Annotated in this window: 12 protein-coding genes; 8 read left to right on the top strand and 4 right to left on the bottom strand. The window is 62.1% G+C overall.

All coding sequences use genetic code 11. The features are described from left to right. The coding region (locus MnOB_RS00205; RefSeq protein ID WP_305775716.1) for a serine dehydratase beta chain at positions 1 to 573 on the bottom strand (573 nt) is incomplete at its 3' end. A gap of 510 nt (positions 574 to 1,083) precedes the next feature. On the opposite strand from MnOB_RS00205, the gene MnOB_RS00200 reads away from it, so the two are divergent. Both MnOB_RS00200 and MnOB_RS00195 read left to right on the top strand, forming a co-directional pair. Then, positions 1,084 to 1,986: an alpha/beta fold hydrolase gene (locus MnOB_RS00200; protein ID WP_077520501.1), complete on the top strand. Its 903-nt coding sequence runs from the start codon at positions 1,084 to 1,086 to the stop codon at positions 1,984 to 1,986. Between the two features lies 1 nt (position 1,987). Next, positions 1,988 to 2,407 carry an acyl-CoA thioesterase gene (locus tag MnOB_RS00195; RefSeq protein WP_077520499.1) on the top strand — a complete coding sequence of 140 codons (420 nt, stop codon included), beginning with the start codon at positions 1,988 to 1,990 and terminating at the stop codon, positions 2,405 to 2,407. A 101-nt stretch (positions 2,408 to 2,508) separates the two neighbouring features. On the opposite strand, the gene MnOB_RS00190 is transcribed toward MnOB_RS00195, so the two are convergent. After that, positions 2,509 to 2,811: a hypothetical protein gene (locus MnOB_RS00190; protein WP_077520497.1), complete on the bottom strand. Its 303-nt coding sequence runs from the start codon at positions 2,809 to 2,811 to the stop codon at positions 2,509 to 2,511. Between the two features lie 207 nt (positions 2,812 to 3,018). Here MnOB_RS00190 and MnOB_RS00185 point away from each other — a divergent pair, with 207 nt between their 5' ends. Next, complete coding sequence (locus MnOB_RS00185; protein ID WP_077520494.1) at positions 3,019 to 4,062, top strand: threonine aldolase family protein; 1,044 nt, start codon at positions 3,019 to 3,021, stop codon at positions 4,060 to 4,062. 898 nt (positions 4,063 to 4,960) lie between these two features. Continuing rightward, positions 4,961 to 7,006 (top strand): elongation factor G, encoded by a 2,046-nt coding sequence (fusA, locus tag MnOB_RS00180; protein WP_077520491.1) that lies wholly within the window; start codon positions 4,961 to 4,963, stop codon positions 7,004 to 7,006. Between the two features lie 127 nt (positions 7,007 to 7,133). On the opposite strand, the gene gstA is transcribed toward fusA, so the two are convergent. Continuing rightward, positions 7,134 to 7,739 carry a glutathione transferase GstA gene (gene gstA, locus MnOB_RS00175; RefSeq protein WP_077520488.1) on the bottom strand — a complete coding sequence of 202 codons (606 nt, stop codon included), beginning with the start codon at positions 7,737 to 7,739 and terminating at the stop codon, positions 7,134 to 7,136. Between the two features lie 294 nt (positions 7,740 to 8,033). Further along, a complete protein-coding gene (gene gbcB, locus MnOB_RS00170) occupies positions 8,034 to 9,137 on the bottom strand; it encodes a glycine-betaine demethylase subunit GbcB (protein WP_077520485.1) in 1,104 nt (367 codons plus the stop codon). A 364-nt stretch (positions 9,138 to 9,501) separates the two neighbouring features. On the opposite strand from gbcB, the gene gbcA reads away from it, so the two are divergent. From gbcA to MnOB_RS00145, 4 genes are all read left to right on the top strand, one after another. Further along, a complete protein-coding gene (gene gbcA, locus MnOB_RS00160) occupies positions 9,502 to 10,791 on the top strand; it encodes a glycine-betaine demethylase subunit GbcA (RefSeq protein ID WP_077520479.1) in 1,290 nt (429 codons plus the stop codon). A 1,266-nt stretch (positions 10,792 to 12,057) separates the two neighbouring features. Further along, a complete protein-coding gene (locus MnOB_RS00155; RefSeq protein WP_077520476.1) occupies positions 12,058 to 12,630 on the top strand; it encodes a fimbrial protein in 573 nt (190 codons plus the stop codon). A gap of 74 nt (positions 12,631 to 12,704) precedes the next feature. Further along, positions 12,705 to 13,436, top strand: a complete 732-nt coding sequence (locus MnOB_RS00150; protein WP_077520473.1) for a fimbrial biogenesis chaperone — start codon at positions 12,705 to 12,707, stop codon at positions 13,434 to 13,436. A 242-nt stretch (positions 13,437 to 13,678) separates the two neighbouring features. Beyond that, positions 13,679 to 16,129, top strand: a complete 2,451-nt coding sequence (locus tag MnOB_RS00145) for a fimbria/pilus outer membrane usher protein (RefSeq protein WP_234358178.1) — start codon at positions 13,679 to 13,681, stop codon at positions 16,127 to 16,129.

Below are 16,129 nucleotides of genomic sequence, written 5' to 3'. Positions count from 1 at the left end.
TTCCGAAATGCGCAGGTTATGGCGCTGGCACAGCACCAGCAGCTCCTCGGCGCTGGAGAAGTCGTAGGGCAGTTCGGTGGCGTCCTGATCGAGTTGCCCGGCCTTGGCCTGGGCCTCGTCGACCACGAAGCCGCCGCCGACGGAGTAGTAGGTGTCGCGGTGCAGTTCGCCCGCCGCGCCTTCGACGATCAGGGTCATGGCGTTGGGGTGATACGGCAGGTTCTCGTCCAGCAGCAGGTCACGCTGCCAGTCGAAGGCCACCGGGTGGCTGCCATCGAGCAGCAGTTCGCGGGCTTCCTTCAGCGCCTCGATACGGGGGGCGATCTGCTTCGGGTCGACGCGGTCCGGCCATTCGCCCATCAACCCCACCAGGGTCGCGCGGTCGGTGCCGTGGCCGACGCCGGTGGCCGACAGTGAGCCGTACAGGCGCACCTCGACGCGCGTCACCTGCGCCAGCAGGCCGCGCTCGCGCAGCGCCGTGGCGAACAGCGCCGCCGCCCGCATCGGGCCCACGGTGTGCGAGCTGGAAGGGCCGATACCGATCTTGAACAGGTCAAACACGCTGATGGCCATGCCGGTTCCTCGACTGCATCTGTAGGACTGCCAGGGGACGCTGCGCGTCCCTTTCGCGAATGAATTCGCTCCTACAGGATTCTCCCGGTCCGACCTCAGCAGAATCTGTCCGTATCCGACCCGAAAATGTACCGGCGCACCGCCCTCGCCCACAGAAACCGGGGATCAAGCTGTGGATAAGCTGTAGAGCCACCGCCCAGACCCAGGCGCTGCGGCACTTGCAGAGGGATGGTCATTTCTTGAGCCGTTTCAGTTACTTGCCGAAACAGCTGCCCCCAGAATCTGTGCAGTGGGCTGTGGATAAGGTGTGGGTGTCTATCCCGGATGGCGGCGGGCCGTGCCCTGCCAAGGTTCGATCAAAAAACAATCAAATTAAACGCGCGATTAAATTTTGTAACCCCGGCGGACCCTATTCAAAGCGGCTGGTATAACTGATCGCGTTCAAATTATGACCATCCCAGAACCCGACACCCTGTTCCAGTCACACGCCTGATTCATACCGAGACCACCATGACTCGACCCGACGCCCGGCCTCGGCGGTTACGGCTGCCCGACGGCCGCATCCTGGCCTATCAGTTCTATGGCGCCAGCGATGGCCGCCCGCTCTATTACTTCCACGGCTTTCCCGGCAGCCGCCTGCAGGCAGCGCTGCACCATGAACAGGCGCTGGCAGCCAATGTCTGCCTGGTAGCGGCGGAGCGACCGGGCTTTGGCTGGTCCGACTACCAGCCCGGACGCAACATCCTCGACTGGGCCGAGGACGTCGCCTTCATGGCCGACACCCTGGGCCATCAGCGCTTCGGGGTGCTCGGCGTATCGTGCGGGGGACCCTACGCCCTGGCCTGCGCCCATCGTTTGGGCGAGCGCCTGGACTATGTCGGGCTGCTGGCCGGTATAGGTCCGATGGACATCCCCGCACTGCGCACGGCGCAACTGCCGGCACTCAAGGCGTTGTTCGGCCTCGCCCGCCTCCATCCCCGACTGGCCAGTCCGCTACTGGCACTGGACCGGCTGATGTTCCTGCGCAATCCGGCGCGCGCATTGAACGCCCTCGCCGGGCTCCTGGCCGAACCGGATCGCCAGTTGCTGGCGGCCAAGCCGCAGACAGCGGAAGACTTCGCGGACTTTCTTGCCGAGGCCTATCGCCAGGGCGTTCGCGGTGCCTGCCTGGAAGCCGCGCTGATCGCCGCGCCGCGCCCTTTCGCGCTGGAAGACATCCAGTCGCCCGTGCACCTCTACCAGAGCGGCCTCGACCGCCACGTACCCGAAGCCATGGGCCGCCACCTGCAGGCGCATCTGCCCTGCGCCAATCTGCGTCTTTATCCACAAGAAGGGCACCTTTCCATCGTGATCAACCAGTTCCCGCAGGTGCTGGCGGACTTCGAACATTCCCGACTGAACGAGGCAGCCTGACATGACCGATACCCTCACTTACCGCGGCGCCGTCTATCCCTGGCACTGCGATCACATGGGCCACATGAACGTGATGTGGTACGTCGGCAAGTTCGATGAAGCGACCTGGCAGCTCTTCACCTTGCTCGGTCTTGCGCCATCGCGGCTGCGCGGCGAGAACACGGGGATGGCGGCGGTGGAACAGCAGATCGAGTACCGGCGCGAGCTGCATGCCGGCGACGTGGTGTCCATTCATTCGCGGGTGCTGGAGATGAAGGACAAGTCGATCCGTTTCTGCCACGAAATGCGCAATGACGAGACCGGTGAGATCGCCGCCGTCACGACCCTGGTGGGCATACACCTGGATACCCAGGCACGCAAGGCCCGCGCTTTTCCGGAAGATGTCCGCGCGCGGGCGGCCACCTGGCAACCGGTCGACTGACTGCTATCCCCACAAAGCGTGGACGTTCCTGTGGACAAACTGTGGGAGCGGCTACGCAGCCCGTGTAATGCCTGGGCTGCAGCCGATCGATCAATTTATGCTCAGCCGTTCAGCGAACTCAGGCAAGACTGGGACACCTTGATCAGGCGCTGCTGGGTCTGATCGGGCAAGGGGGTTTTCTGGGTCTTGAGTTCTTCAAGCTCGGCAGTGCTGAACTCAGTGCTGACCCGGTCAGCGGCGCAACTGCAATAACGCTGCAGCTTGTCGCCTGACACATTGGCCTGCGCGCTGGTCTTGCACTCCTGGATGAAGTGGTCGCGCTCGCCGCTGGGCCACTCGGCGGCTATGGCCGGCAGGCCGATCAACGCGGGGATGAACAGGGCGATCAGGGTCGGGTAACGCATGTCGGTTCCTCCTTCCTGGGCAGGGCGTCGCCGTGAGGCGGGCTCTAGGATTCTGAGGGGCGGATGGCCGCCGGAGTTCCCCTGGTCTGATCAGGCGCCAGCCATGGAAAAGGATGTCGCCTCGAGCGAATCCCAAGCCTCCAACCTGGCGTAAAGTTAGGCCCCATACGCCTGTGCCTGCAGGCGATCGGACAGAAGGACCAGTACATGACCGACCAGACCCAGCAATTCGCCAGTGACAACTACTCCGGTATCTGCCCGGAAGCGTGGGCCGCGATGGCCGAGGCCAATCGCGGCCATGAACGCGCCTATGGCGATGACCAATGGACGGCGCGGGCCTCCGACTACTTCCGGGACTTGTTCGAAACCGACTGCGAAGTCTTCTTTGCCTTCAACGGTACCGCGGCGAACTCCCTCGCCCTGGCTTCGCTGTGCCAGAGCTACCACAGCGTGATCTGCTCCGAGACGGCCCACGTCGAGACCGACGAATGCGGCGCGCCAGAGTTCTTCTCCAACGGTTCCAAGCTGCTGCTGGCCAAGACCGCCGACGGCAAGCTGACGCCCGAGGCGATCCGCGAAATCGCCCTCAAGCGCCAGGACATCCACTACCCCAAGCCCCGCGTGGTCACCCTCACCCAGGCCACCGAAGTCGGCACGGTCTACCGTCCCGAGGAAGTCCGCGCCATCAGCCAGGTGTGCAAGGAACTGGGCCTGAACCTTCATATGGATGGTGCGCGCTTCTCCAATGCCTGCGCCTTCCTCGGCTGCTCCCCGGCCGACCTGACCTGGAAAGCCGGGGTGGACGTGCTCTGCTTCGGCGGCACCAAGAACGGCATGGCGGTGGGTGAAGCCATCCTCTTCTTCAACCGTGAACTGGCCGAAGACTTCGACTACCGCTGCAAACAGGCCGGCCAGCTGGCGTCGAAGATGCGCTTCCTTGCCGCGCCCTGGGTTGGCCTGCTGCAGGACGACGCCTGGCTGCACTACGGCAAGCACGCCAACGCCTGTGCACAACTGCTGGCCGAACTGGTCGCCGACGTACCGGGCGTCAGCCTGATGTTCCCGGTGGAAGCCAACGGCGTATTCCTGCAGATGTCCGAGCCGGCGCTGGAATACCTGCGCGCCAGGGGCTGGCGCTTCTACACCTTCATCGGCGCCGGCGGTGCGCGCTTCATGTGCTCCTGGGACACCGAGATGGATCGCGTGCGTGAGCTGGCCGCGGATATCCGTGCGGCGATGGGGGCCGCCTGATTCGCACCGCTGAACCTGTAGGGGCGAATTCATTCGCCAGGGCAGCGCAGCTGCCCCGTAGGTTGGTGCGGGCGGCGTTCCGTCAGAGCGCAGCGAAGCCCAACGATCGTTGTCTAGCCATGGCCTCGAAAGGCAGACCTTCGGCCTGCTTGGCGATTGAAATCGCCCCTACAGTTTTCCCGCCTTACCCCCGTTTTCCGTGGACCAACCTGTGGACAATCTGTAGAGCCACTGCTGCAGCCCGCGCCATTCGCGGCCTCCCGCCGCTTGTATATTTCCTGATCTATTTCAACGACTTGGCACTTCTTCCACACAGATTCTGTGCAGCGAAAGGTACACAAGCTGTGGAAAACGGAGCGCGCACCTAGTCCTGCCTGCCCTGCATGAAAGCGATCAATAAATAGCCAACCAAAACCGCCCGCAGGTTTATCCCCACAACCTGTGCATAACCCTGTTGAAAACCTGTTGGTGGCTATGTATAGCCAAAGCCCCGCAGCTCAAGGCTTTCAAACAGACTCACGGAGCGGAGCAGTCAACCGCCGGAATATTGCGCACAAAATCCGTTGAGAACCCTGTGGAAAAACCGTTTACAAGTCGATCAACGCCAGTATTTACGCAGCGTATAGAGAAGCGATCACTTGCCGCTCTATCGGCCTTTCAGGTGCATCCGGTGGCCAAAAACCTGTTCAGCCAGTGGAAAACCCGGCGTTTACTCACAAAGCCAGTGGAGTCTTCTGTGGACAAGCTGTACAGACTCTCTCCGGCACCAGTAATGGCGCGGCCTTCCGCGATTCGTACATTTTTCAAGCAATATCAATGAGTTGTAGAAAGCGCGAGCCATCCGGGCAGGCATGGGCCGCCTGCCTATACTGGAAACACCCAGTGTGCGGAGGTATTCATGGCGAACTACTCGGTGGAATCCATTCGAACGGTCGCCCTGGTCGGCCATGGCGATAGCGGCAAGACCAGCCTGACCGAAGCCCTGCTGCAGGGCAGCGGCGCGATTGCCAGCGCCGGCAGCCTGGAGCGCGGGGACACGGTTTGCGACTTCGATCCACTGGAGCGCGAATACCGCCATTCCCTTGCCTCCGCCCTGGCTCACTGCAGCCACGAGGGTGCCGAACTCAATCTGATCGACACCCCCGGCTATCCCGACTTCATCGGCCAGTCCATCGCCGCCCTGGCGGCCGTGGAGACCGCGCTGGTGGTGGTCAATGCCCAGAACGGCATCGAGCTGACCACACGCCGGATGATGACCATGGCTGCCGAGCGCGGGCTGTGCCGGATGTTGGTGGTGAACAAGATCGATGCCGAGCGGGTCGACCTCCCTGCCCTGCTGGCCAACCTTCGGGAAGCCTTCGGCAAGGAGGTACTGCCGCTGAACCTGCCGGCGGACAATGCGAGCCGCGTGGTGGATTGCTTCTTCGAGCCTGCCGGCGAGGCCGACTTTTCTTCGGTGGCCGAAGCACACCAGGCCCTGGTCGACCAGGTGGTAGAGGTGGATGAGGAGTTGATGGCGCGCTACCTGGAGCAGGGTGAAATCGCCCCGGCTGAACTGCATGAACCCTTCGAGCGGGCTCTGCGCGAAGGGCATCTGATCCCCCTGTGTTTCACCTCCGCGCGCACAGGAGCCGGAGTGGCCGAATTGCTGGATATCCTCGCGCGCCTGGCGCCCAACCCCACGGAGGGCAACCCCCCGCTCTTTCTCAAGGGCGAGGGAGCGGACGCCAAGGCCTTCCGCTCCCGGCCCGACCCTCAGCAACACGTACTGGCCCACGTATTCAAGGTGGTGATCGACCCGTTCGTGGGAAAGCTGGGCATCTTCCGCGTGCACCAGGGCACCCTGATGCGGGACATGCAACTGTTCGTCGGCGATGGGCGCAAACCCTTCAAGCTCGGTCACCTGCTGCGCCTGCAAGGCAAGCGCCATGAGGAAGTGACGCGACTGGTCCCCGGCGATTTCGGCGCCCTGACCAAGGTGGACGAAGTGGAGTTCGACTCGGTCCTGCACGACTCCCACGACGAAGATCAGATTCATCTCAAGGCCCTGGATTTCCCCGAGCCGATGCAAGGGCTCGCCATCGAGGCCAAGCGCCGTGGCGACGAGCAGCGCATCGCCGAGGTATTGAGTCGCCTACAGGCCGAAGACCCCTGCGTGAAGCTGGACTACCAGGCCTCTACCCAGGAAACCGTACTGCGCGGCATGGGCGAGCTGCACCTGCGCTACCTGCTGGATCGCATCACCGGCACCTACAAGCTGGAGGTGGAGACCCGCCCGCCCAAGGTCCCTTACCGCGAAGCCATCACCCGCCCCGCCGAGGGCCACAGCCGGCACAAGAAGCAGACGGGCGGCGCCGGCCAGTTCGGCGAGGTGTTCCTGCGTATCGAACCGCTGCCACGTGGCACCGGTTTCGCCTTCACCGACGAGGTGAAGGGCGGAGTGATTCCGTCGCAGTTCATTCTCTCGGTGGAAAAGGGCGTGCGCTCGGTGCTTACCTGCGGACCGCTGGCAGGCCTGCCGGTGGAGGATGTGAAGGTCACCGTCTACGACGGCAAGCACCACCCTGTGGACTCCAAGGACATCGCCTTCCAGGCCGCCGGACGCAAGGCCATGCTCGATGCCCTGCGCGCTGCCGGAGAGGTAGTGCTGGAGCCTGTGGTAGCAGTGGAAGTGACTGCGCCGGAAGCCAACCTGGGTGATATCACCACCGACCTGATTGGCCGGCGCGGCCAGGTCACGGGTACCGAGTCACTGTCCCAGGGTTTGGCGCTGGTCTACGGCCAGGTGCCCCTGGCGGAGCTGGACGGCTACGCCGGACGCCTCAAGGCTATCACCCAGGGCCACGGCGCCTTCAGCATGGTCCTCAGCCACTACAACGCCGCACCCCAGGATGTTCAGCAGAAACTCTCCGGCAACTACAAGGCGGTGCAGGAGGAGGATTGAAGGAGACTGCCTCATTACCACCTGCTTGTTGTGGGAGCGAATTCATTCGCGAAGGCTTGCCGCAGTTCCACAGCCCAATCGCGATTGAAATCGCTCCCACAATCAAAACAGGAGCAGTAGCCCCACCTCAGACCAACCCTTCCGCCTTCAGCGCTGCCTGCACGGCCGGACGGCCCGCCACGCGGCCCTGGAAAGCCTGGAGATCGGGGCAATCGGAGATGTCCATGTTCAGGTAACCCGTCCAGTTGGTGACCGTGAAGAGGTAAGCATCCGCTGCGGTGAAGTCATCGCCAGTGAGAAACTGCCGGTCATGCAGTTGTTGGGAAATCCAGAGCAGACGCTGGTGAGCCATGCCGGCGTAGGTTGCCTTGGCCTTTTCATCCAGCGCCGAATTGAACAGGGCTCCGAGTGTCTTGTGCACTTCGCTGCCAATGAATGCCTGCCACTCCATGACCCGATAGCGCAGCAGGTCGCCATGTGGCGGCATCAGGTCGGTGCGCCCGGCCTCATCGCACAGGTACTGACAGATCACCGGGACTTCGGTCAGCTTCTGGCCATCGTCCAGTTCCAGCAGCGGCACATAGCCCTTGGGATTGCTGCGGTAGTAGTCCCAGTTGTCGGCCGTCTTGTGCGTGGCCAGGTCGACCTTCTCCAGGGAGAAGGGCTTGCCGATGTCGCACAGGACGATATGCACGGCGAGGGAGCAGGCTCCGGGGGAATAGTAGAGTTTCATCGCATGGCACCTCAGGCAGGTCGCAGGGGACCGGCGCAGGCAGGTGCGCCGGCGGAACGAAGGTCCGATCAAGCATAGCGGGGGTTACCCCCACCAACAGTGGACCAGGCTGTGGAAAAGCTGTTCGTGCCTGATGCTTGCCCGCGAGCCGCGCAGCCTGCAGAGGATTGGTGGTTTTTTCAGCGATTTCAGCGAGTTGCGCACAACAACTGTGCACCGCTGCGTCCACAAGCTGTGGATAGATGGCGCCAGCCCACGATTGCCGTGGGCTGGCGAGAGTTGCTCAGAAAACCATCAGTAGTCGATGGCTACGTCGCCCTTGGGAATGCTGCAGCAGGACAGGATGTAGCCCTCGGCGACGTCTTCGTCGGTGATGCCGCCGTTGTGCTCCATCTCCACCTCGCCGGCGGTCTTCATCACCTTGCAGGTTCCGCAGATGCCCATGCCGCAAGCCTTGGGAATATGCAGGCCGACCTTGGCGGCGGCCGAGTGCACGGTTTCACCCGGCGCCACGCGGATGCTCTTGCCGGTGCCGGTGAACTCCACCAGGTTCATGGCGCCGGCCGGTACTTCCGCCGCCGCTTCGGCTGCCTCGGCGGCATGTTCCTTCACTTCTTCGCGTATCTCCGGCGGCGTCGGGCCGAAGGCTTCCTCGTGATAGCGCTTCATGTCGAAGCCAGCGGCCTCCAGCAGGCGCCGGACCGCGGACATGTAAGGCGTCGGGCCGCAGCAGAAGATCTCGCGCTCCATGAAATCGCTCGCCATCAGATCGAGCATCGCGCGGCTCAGGTAGCCGCGATAGCCCGACCAGGTTTCGCCGATCTCGTACTTCTCGCAGATCAGGTGCAGCTTGAAGTTCTCAATGCGCGAGGCCATGTGGCGCAGCTCGCGGTGATAAATGATGTCCTTCGGCGTCCGCGCGCTGTGGACGAAGATCATGTCCACCGCGCCGTTGGTATCGAAGAACCAGCGCGCCATGGACATCACCGGAGTGATGCCGACCCCGCCAGAAAGGAACAGCACCTTCTCCGCCGGGAAGTCGATGGCGTTGAACAGGCCGACCGGTCCGTGCACCGGAATCACGTCGCCTTCTTTCAGGTTGTCGTGCAGCCAGTTGGAAACCTTGCCGCCCGGCACGCGCTTGATGGTCAGCGAGAAGCTGTAGGGCACCGACGGCGAGCTGGAGATGGTGTAGGAGCGCATGATCGGCTGGCCGTCGATTTCCAGCTCCAGGGTCACGAACTGCCCCGGCTTGAAGAAGAACACCATGGGCTGGTCGGCCATGAAGCAGAACGTACGCACATCCCAGGTTTCCTGGATCGCCTTGACGCAGCGAACCATGTGCCGGCCGTTGGTCCAGGTCTGGGTCGTGATCGGATTGAGGAAGTTATTGGTCATGGACGCTGCTCCGCGCGTGGCCGGATATCGGCCTAATGTGGCGGATTGTGAATAACGCAAAAACGGCCCATTTACCTGTCCGCGACATTCACATGCTCATCGCGACCTGCCAGCAACCACCGGGGCTTGCCCGTCGGAAACGGATGTCCCCATGTCGCCCATGGATAAGGTCGTACCTCCCAGCGCCAGCACACTCATTCCCAGCCGAACCATAAGGCTTCCGAGCGAACCACCCTCGCACCCACAGCAGGGCAGCCAATCGGCAGGCAAGAAACGAGGGCAGGTCACGCCGCCTTGCGTGACAACCGAATCAGCCACTTATTTGCGGCGGTCGCCGGCGCGACCAGCCATTGAGGAGTTACCGATGGACGTCACTTCCACCCTGAGCCTGGGCGATCCGCTTGAACCCGCACGCAAGGCCACGGCCGAAATGCTCCGCGAACGCGACCACAGCTTCTCCCTGCCGCAGCCGTTCTACAGCGACGAGCGCCTGTTCCAGATCGACATGCAGGAGATCTTCCACAAGGAGTGGCTGATCGCCGGCATGACCTGCGAAATCCCCGCCAAGGGCAACTACCTGACCCTGCAGATCGGCGACAACCCGATCATCGTCATCCGTGGCGCCGAGGGCCAGATCCATGCCTTCCATAACGTCTGCCGCCACCGTGGCTCGCGCCTGTGCGTCAGCGAGAAAGGCAAGGTCGCCAAGCTGGTCTGCCCCTATCACCAGTGGACCTACGAACTCGACGGCCGCCTGCTGTTCGCCGGTACCGAGATGGGTGCCGACTTCGACATGAAGGAATACGGCCTCAAACCCGTCAATGTGAAGACCGCGGGCGGCTACATCTTCATTTCCCTGGCCGAGAACCCGCCAGCCATCGACGACTTCCTCTCCACCCTGGCCCATTACATGGAGCCGTACGACATGGAGAACACCAAGGTGGCCGTGCAGACCACGCTGAAGGAAGCCGCCAACTGGAAGCTGGTGCTGGAGAACAACCGCGAGTGCTACCACTGCAACGGCTCGCACCCGGAATTGCTGAAAACCCTGCTGGAATGGGACGACGTCACCGACCCGCGCGCCAGCCAGGCCTTCAAGGACCAGGTCGCCGCCTGCACCAAGGCCTGGGACGAGGAGAAGATCCCTTACGCCCACGCCAGCTTCGGCCTGCGCAACCGGATCGTGCGCATGCCCCTGCTCGACGGCACCGTATCCATGACCATGGACGGCAAGCAGGGCAGCAAGAAGCTCATGGGCCGCATCAAGAACCCGGACCTGGGCTCGATGCGCATCCTCCATCTGCCGCACTCGTGGAACCACTGCATGGGCGATCACCTGATCGTGTTCACCGTGTGGCCCATCAGCGCCCAGGAAACCGTGGTCACCACCAAATGGCTGGTGCACAAGGACGCGGTGGAGGGCGTGGACTACGACGTGCAGCGCCTGCGTGAAGTCTGGGATGCCACCAACGACCAGGACCGTCGCCTGGCCGAAGAGAACCAGCGCGGCATCAACTCCACGGCCTACCAGCCGGGCCCCTACTCCAAGACCTACGAGTTCGGCGTGATCAACTTCCTCGACTGGTACAGCGAACGCATGCTGAACAACCTCGGTGATACCCCGGCCACCCAGCTGCGCCAGGTCAACGAGTAACACTTCCAGGGAGCTCGGCGAGGCGGCTGCGGCAGCCTCGCCGGGCGGAGGAACAGCCATGTCCGTATGCCTCGGCTTCGCCATCCTCCTGACGCTCTATGGACTGGCCTCGAGCCTGCTCAAGGCCTGGTCCGACCGCTCACACTGAGGTCCCCTCAAGGACCACCCTCGCCCTCGTCGGGATGTCGGCCCTGACGGGGGCTTTTTTTTGCCCGCCATCCCCAGCCAACATCCGTTCAGAAGCACAGTCGGCCCGGCAAAACCCTCAATGATCCTCAGTTCCAGCGGGAAATTGGCTGTGTGAAATTTCCCATTCCTGAGGAAGTGCGGATAAGTACACATTCCCCATGGGAATTCTCCGAAGACCGCGAAGAGACTTCAGACGGACCCTGAACTCCTACAGAAAAATCGGAAACCCCAAGATCTAGTAGGTCAGAGCCGTCTGATCTTTACTGACCATAAGTCAGACAGAGGGCTCAGCCATGAAGAAAATTCTTATCCCAATAGCGATGCTGCTGATTGCATTTTCAGCGGTTTCTCATGCAAGCGACGGCAAGACGACTCATGGCGTCATTCACTTCGTAGGGAGCATTGAGAGGGGACCGTGTGAATACTCCACAGCCACTTGGAATCGGCATGCGGGTCGAATGAGTGGCGTCAGTCCGGGCAGCGCTGGGGCAGTTCCTGCTGCAAATGGAGTCTGTGCAGGCGTGGCTGATACGTCGTCCATCAGCACTTATGCAGTCGCCAGCAGCTCCCGTTCCACGATTCGCGGCAAGGTGGTGATCGTCACCTTCAACTGAAAGGGTCAAGACCCCCAGGGCCTCGCCTGCTATCTCCAGTGGGGGAAACGGTAACCTGCAGCTGCCGTCGGAAGCAGACAGTTTTCAATCACGAAGTGTTGGCATCGGCCGAATGCCCCCGCGCGAAATCCACTCCGTATCGCCCCGGCCAAGCAGGTGCCTGCTTCCTTCTCCCCGTACGCACAAGCGGAAAGCCGTCGCTTCGACCTGGACTCGCTCTCCGAAAGCTGCGACACGCAAGATGCCATCGCGCTGAAACAGCCGTTCATCGAGGCTTTCAGCCTGCATTGAAACGACCACGATCGTCGCTGAAAACACCGGCAAGAAAGCGGCTACCCCCAATATCGGTAATTCCTTACAGAATCAAAAACCCCATCTGATATTCCCGAATATCACCAGGGATTATCTTGACCGGGCATTTCGATGCACCACTTTTCGTGATCAATTTGTCTGGAGTAACACCATGAAAAAGCTTTCTCTGGCATTCCTCGCGATGTCCGTCATCGCAGCTAACGGTTCCGCCTTTGCCGCCCCCACCGACGCAGGCACCGGCCAGATCAACTTCACCGGCTTCATCAACAACGACGCCTGCACGGTAGACGGCTCCGTCGGTAAGGAAAAGGCCATCATCGTCGATATGGGCAACCTTGCCATCAAGGACATCGGCACCGATACCGCCCCGACCAGCGGCCGAATCGGCGCAAGCAACTTCAACCTGAAGGTCAACTGCAACGAAGGCACCAAGGTCTCCATGCTGTTCAAGGCCAGGGCAGGTTCCGGGGTGGTCGACGGCACGAAGGTCCTGCAACTGAACCGGGGCACCGACACTGCCAAGAACGTCGGCATCGCCATCATGGACAGCAATGGTGAAATCATTGACCTGAACAACGAAGCCACAGCCAAGATCGAAAGCGACCTGTACGGCAACGACGGCACCCTGACCTTCGCCGCCGCCTACGTCACCACTGCCGACCCGAAGACCGCCACTGCGGGTGATGGTAACGCCACCCTGCCATTCCTCCTGCAGTATGAATAAGCAGGAACGGCGTCCTTGAAGCCTGGCGGGGCCATCCGGCCCCGCTACTTCCCTGGTACCTGATGGTAATTCCTATGCTCCGTCGCACGATCTCCACCTGCCTGGGCGCCTTGAGCCTGGTGCTGGCTTCCCACGCATGCGCGGGAATCTCTCTCAGCTCCACCCGTCTTGTCTTCAACAGCCCCAACAAAGAGGCCAGCATCACCGTTCGCAACACTGGAAAGGACGTTCTTGTTCAGTCATGGATCGACAGCGACAAGGATACGGACACGCCACCACCTTTTGCCGTGACGCCTCCTCTCGCACGCGTACCGGCGAACGAACGACAGCTGTTGCGCATTCTCTATGAAGGCAGCGGCATGCCTACCGACCGGGAGTCGGTGGTATGGCTCAACGTTCAGGAAATCCCCCAGACCACCGAAGGTCGGAACATCTTGCAGTTGGCCGTCCGCCAGCGAATCAAGATGTTCTTCCGTCCAGAGGGGCTGACGACCGAAGCCCACCGTGCGCCGGAAGAACTGCAATGGCAGCTCGCGCGACTTGGCAGCAAGACGGAGCTGAAGATCCGAAACCCGGGCAAGTACCACGTCTCCATGAGCGATGTGAAGTTGGGCACCTCGGTGGCCGTCGACTCGACCATGATCGCCCCCGGCGAAGAACGGGTATTCAGCGTCCCGGATCTGCCCTCTGCGAAAACCGTTGATCTGACCTTCTTCAGCATCAACGACTACGGAGCCCTGGTGCTCTACTCCGCAAGCCTTTCCATCGGGAACACCGCTGGAGCCACGGCAAAGCGGTCCAGCTGAGCTCTGTAACGAGCGCTATCCCCAAACCTCTGGTTCACCTCCGGCGGGTGCTGAACGCTCCCGCCTGGCACCGCTCGTCCTGAGGGGAGGTGAACCGGGCAGTGCAGAGACATTGAGAAATGAGCAACTGGCCCAGCCACATCGAGGGACCATGCACTCGGTTTCCCTCGGGCAACCGAAGGACGCGCCCCCTGGTTCGCCGCAGCAGACTCGCGCTAGCCATTTCCCTGGCGCTCCCTTCGATGGCGCTGCATGCCAAATCCCCCGAACCGTTACCGGTGGCAGACGCCCAGGTCGACTCGTTCAACACGACCTTCCTCAAAGGCGCGCCCTCGGCCGTTGACCTGCAGTCCCTGCTGCACGCGAACAGCGTCGTACCCGGCAACTATCGGGTGGACCTTTACAGCAACGAGGTACTGGTCGGGCGCAAGGACATCGACTTTTTGCGCAATCAGCAGACGGGAATCGTCGAACCCTGCCTGAACATCGAGCTGCTCCACCTGCTGGGCATCGACCTGGCAAAGCTGGTGGAACAGGGCGTGGTCGATCCCGACGGGGCCGACACCTGTTACGACCTGTCGACACTGATCGACCAGGCCACACTGCGCTACGACTCCACTCGCCTGCGCCTGAGCGCCAGCATTCCGCAGATCGCCATGCTCCAGGGCCGGCGCGGCTACGTTGACCCGGCGTTGTGGGACAACGGTGTCGCCGCCGCCTTCATCAATTACCAGTTCAACACCAACCGGAACCGGGACGACTACGGCCGTCAGACATACAACAACCTGGGCCTGCGCAACGGCATCAACCTGGGGGCATGGCGCCTGCGGAACGAATCCAACTACCGCACGGGCACTGGCCGGCCAAGTTCCTTCACCAGCAACCGCACTTATTTGCAGCGCGACATCACAAGGCTCAAGGGGCAGTTCAGCCTGGGGGAAATCTACTCCGACGCCCACCTGTTCGACAGTGTGCGCTACCGCGGCATCAAGTTGGCCTCCGATGAAGCCATGAGGGCGGACAGCGAGCGCGGCTATGCGCCGGTCATCCGTGGCGTTGCGGAAACCAACGCAACCGTGGAGATCCGCCAGAACAACTACATCCTCTACTCCACGACCGTGGCGCCGGGTCCGTTCGAGATCAGTGACATCTTCCCCACCGGTTCCAACGGCGACCTGGAGATCACCATCATCGAGGCCGACGGGCGTCGGCGGGTGAGCCTGCAGGCCTTTTCGAGCCTGCCGACCATGGTCCGCGAAGGCCAATTGAACTACAGCCTTTCTGCAGGCGAGTTCAACAGCAACAGTGACGACCTCAAGAACCCGGCATTCATCAGCGGGACCGCAGCCTACGGCCTCAGCAGCAACTTCACGGGCATTGCTGGCACCCAGGCCACCCAGGACTTCAATGCCGTATCGCTCGGGGCCGGGCGGAATACGCCGATCGGCGCCGTATCGGTCGACGTTACGCATTCGGCCAGCCGGGTTCGCGGGCTCTCCGCCCGAGGAAACAGCCTGCGTGCGCTGTATGCGAAGACCTTCACCGGCACCGACACCAGCTTCACCCTAGCGGCCTATCGCTACTCCACCGAAGGCTACCGGACGCTCTCCGACCATGTTCAGGAACTCTCCCTGGGCGTACCGAGCACGAGTGGCCGCTCGAAGATCCGTACTGACCTTACCGTCAGCCAGACCCTTGGCCAGCGCAAGTATGGCACCCTCTACATCAATGCCAGCGACGAGCGTTTCTGGAATCGGGGCGGCACGCGCAGCCTCTCCGCCGGGTATTCCAATGGCTGGCGCGACGTCAGCTACAACTTCAGCGTGAGCCAGACCCGCAACATCGGTACCGCCGGCCCATCGAACGACGACACCCAGCTAAACCTTTCCGTGTCCTTTCCTCTGGGCTCGAGGCCGCGGGCGCCGCGCGTCTACCTCTCGACAACCCACCAGGACAGCAACGACAACACGCAGGTCGGCGTGAACGGCTACCTGTCAGAAGACGGCGATACCTCCTACTCGGTGCAAGGCAGCCAGAACAGCAGCGGGGGTAGCTCGACTTCGGTCAACCTGAACAGCCGCACTTCGCTTGCCGAGATCAACCTTGGCTACAGCAAGGGACGCAACTACACGTCGGAGAACCTCACCCTGTCCGGCTCCGTCGTGGGCCATGCTGGCGGCATCAACCTGGGCCAACCGGTAGGTGAAACCTTCGCATTGGTGGAAGTACCCGACATCTCGGGCGTTGGCGTCAGTAACTTCAGCGGGGTCAATACCGGATACAACGGCTATGCCGTGGTGCCCAACACCCAGCCCTACCGGGTCAACTGGCTCACCCTGGACACACGCAACCTCGGCGGCGATGTCGAGATCGACAATGCCACGCAACAGGTCGTGCCGCGCCGCGGGGCCATCGTGCTGGCCCGCTATGAAGGGAAAAAGGGGCAACGCGTCCAGTTCGAGCTGTTGGATAGGCTGGGCCAACCCATCCCCTTCGGCGCCTCGCTGGAAGATGCCAAGGGCAAGCAGCTTGCCATCTCTGACCCGAGCGGCAGGGCACTGGCCCTGGTGGAAGAGGACCAGGCCACGCTGACCATCAAGTGGAGTGGGCAACAATGCGCCGCCGCTTACTCGCTACCGCCGCAGGACAAATCCAACAACTACCAGCGCTATCGCCTCAGCTGCCAGAACTGA

Source organism: Metapseudomonas resinovorans (assembly GCF_002003485.1).
GTDB lineage: Bacteria > Pseudomonadota > Gammaproteobacteria > Pseudomonadales > Pseudomonadaceae > Metapseudomonas > Metapseudomonas resinovorans_D.
Note: the sequence above shows the minus strand (reverse complement) of the source record. Positions and strands in the feature narration are given on the sequence as shown.

Bases quoted from the DNA above. Each gene is read 5' to 3' on its own strand.
- MnOB_RS00155 (WP_077520476.1), top strand. From the start codon at position 12,058: ATGAAAAAGCTTTCTCTGGCATTCCTCGCGATGTCCGTCATCGCAGCT.
- MnOB_RS00185 (WP_077520494.1), top strand. From the start codon at position 3,019: ATGACCGACCAGACCCAGCAATTCGCCAGTGACAACTACTCCGGTATC.
- MnOB_RS00195 (WP_077520499.1), top strand. From the start codon at position 1,988: ATGACCGATACCCTCACTTACCGCGGCGCCGTCTATCCCTGGCACTGC.
- fusA (WP_077520491.1), top strand. From the start codon at position 4,961: ATGGCGAACTACTCGGTGGAATCCATTCGAACGGTCGCCCTGGTCGGC.
- MnOB_RS00190 (WP_077520497.1), bottom strand. From the start codon at position 2,811: ATGCGTTACCCGACCCTGATCGCCCTGTTCATCCCCGCGTTGATCGGC.
- gstA (WP_077520488.1), bottom strand. From the start codon at position 7,739: ATGAAACTCTACTATTCCCCCGGAGCCTGCTCCCTCGCCGTGCATATC.
- gbcB (WP_077520485.1), bottom strand. From the start codon at position 9,137: ATGACCAATAACTTCCTCAATCCGATCACGACCCAGACCTGGACCAAC.
- MnOB_RS00200 (WP_077520501.1), top strand. From the start codon at position 1,084: ATGACTCGACCCGACGCCCGGCCTCGGCGGTTACGGCTGCCCGACGGC.
- MnOB_RS00145 (WP_234358178.1), top strand. From the start codon at position 13,679: ATGGCGCTGCATGCCAAATCCCCCGAACCGTTACCGGTGGCAGACGCC.
- MnOB_RS00150 (WP_077520473.1), top strand. From the start codon at position 12,705: ATGCTCCGTCGCACGATCTCCACCTGCCTGGGCGCCTTGAGCCTGGTG.
- gbcA (WP_077520479.1), top strand. From the start codon at position 9,502: ATGGACGTCACTTCCACCCTGAGCCTGGGCGATCCGCTTGAACCCGCA.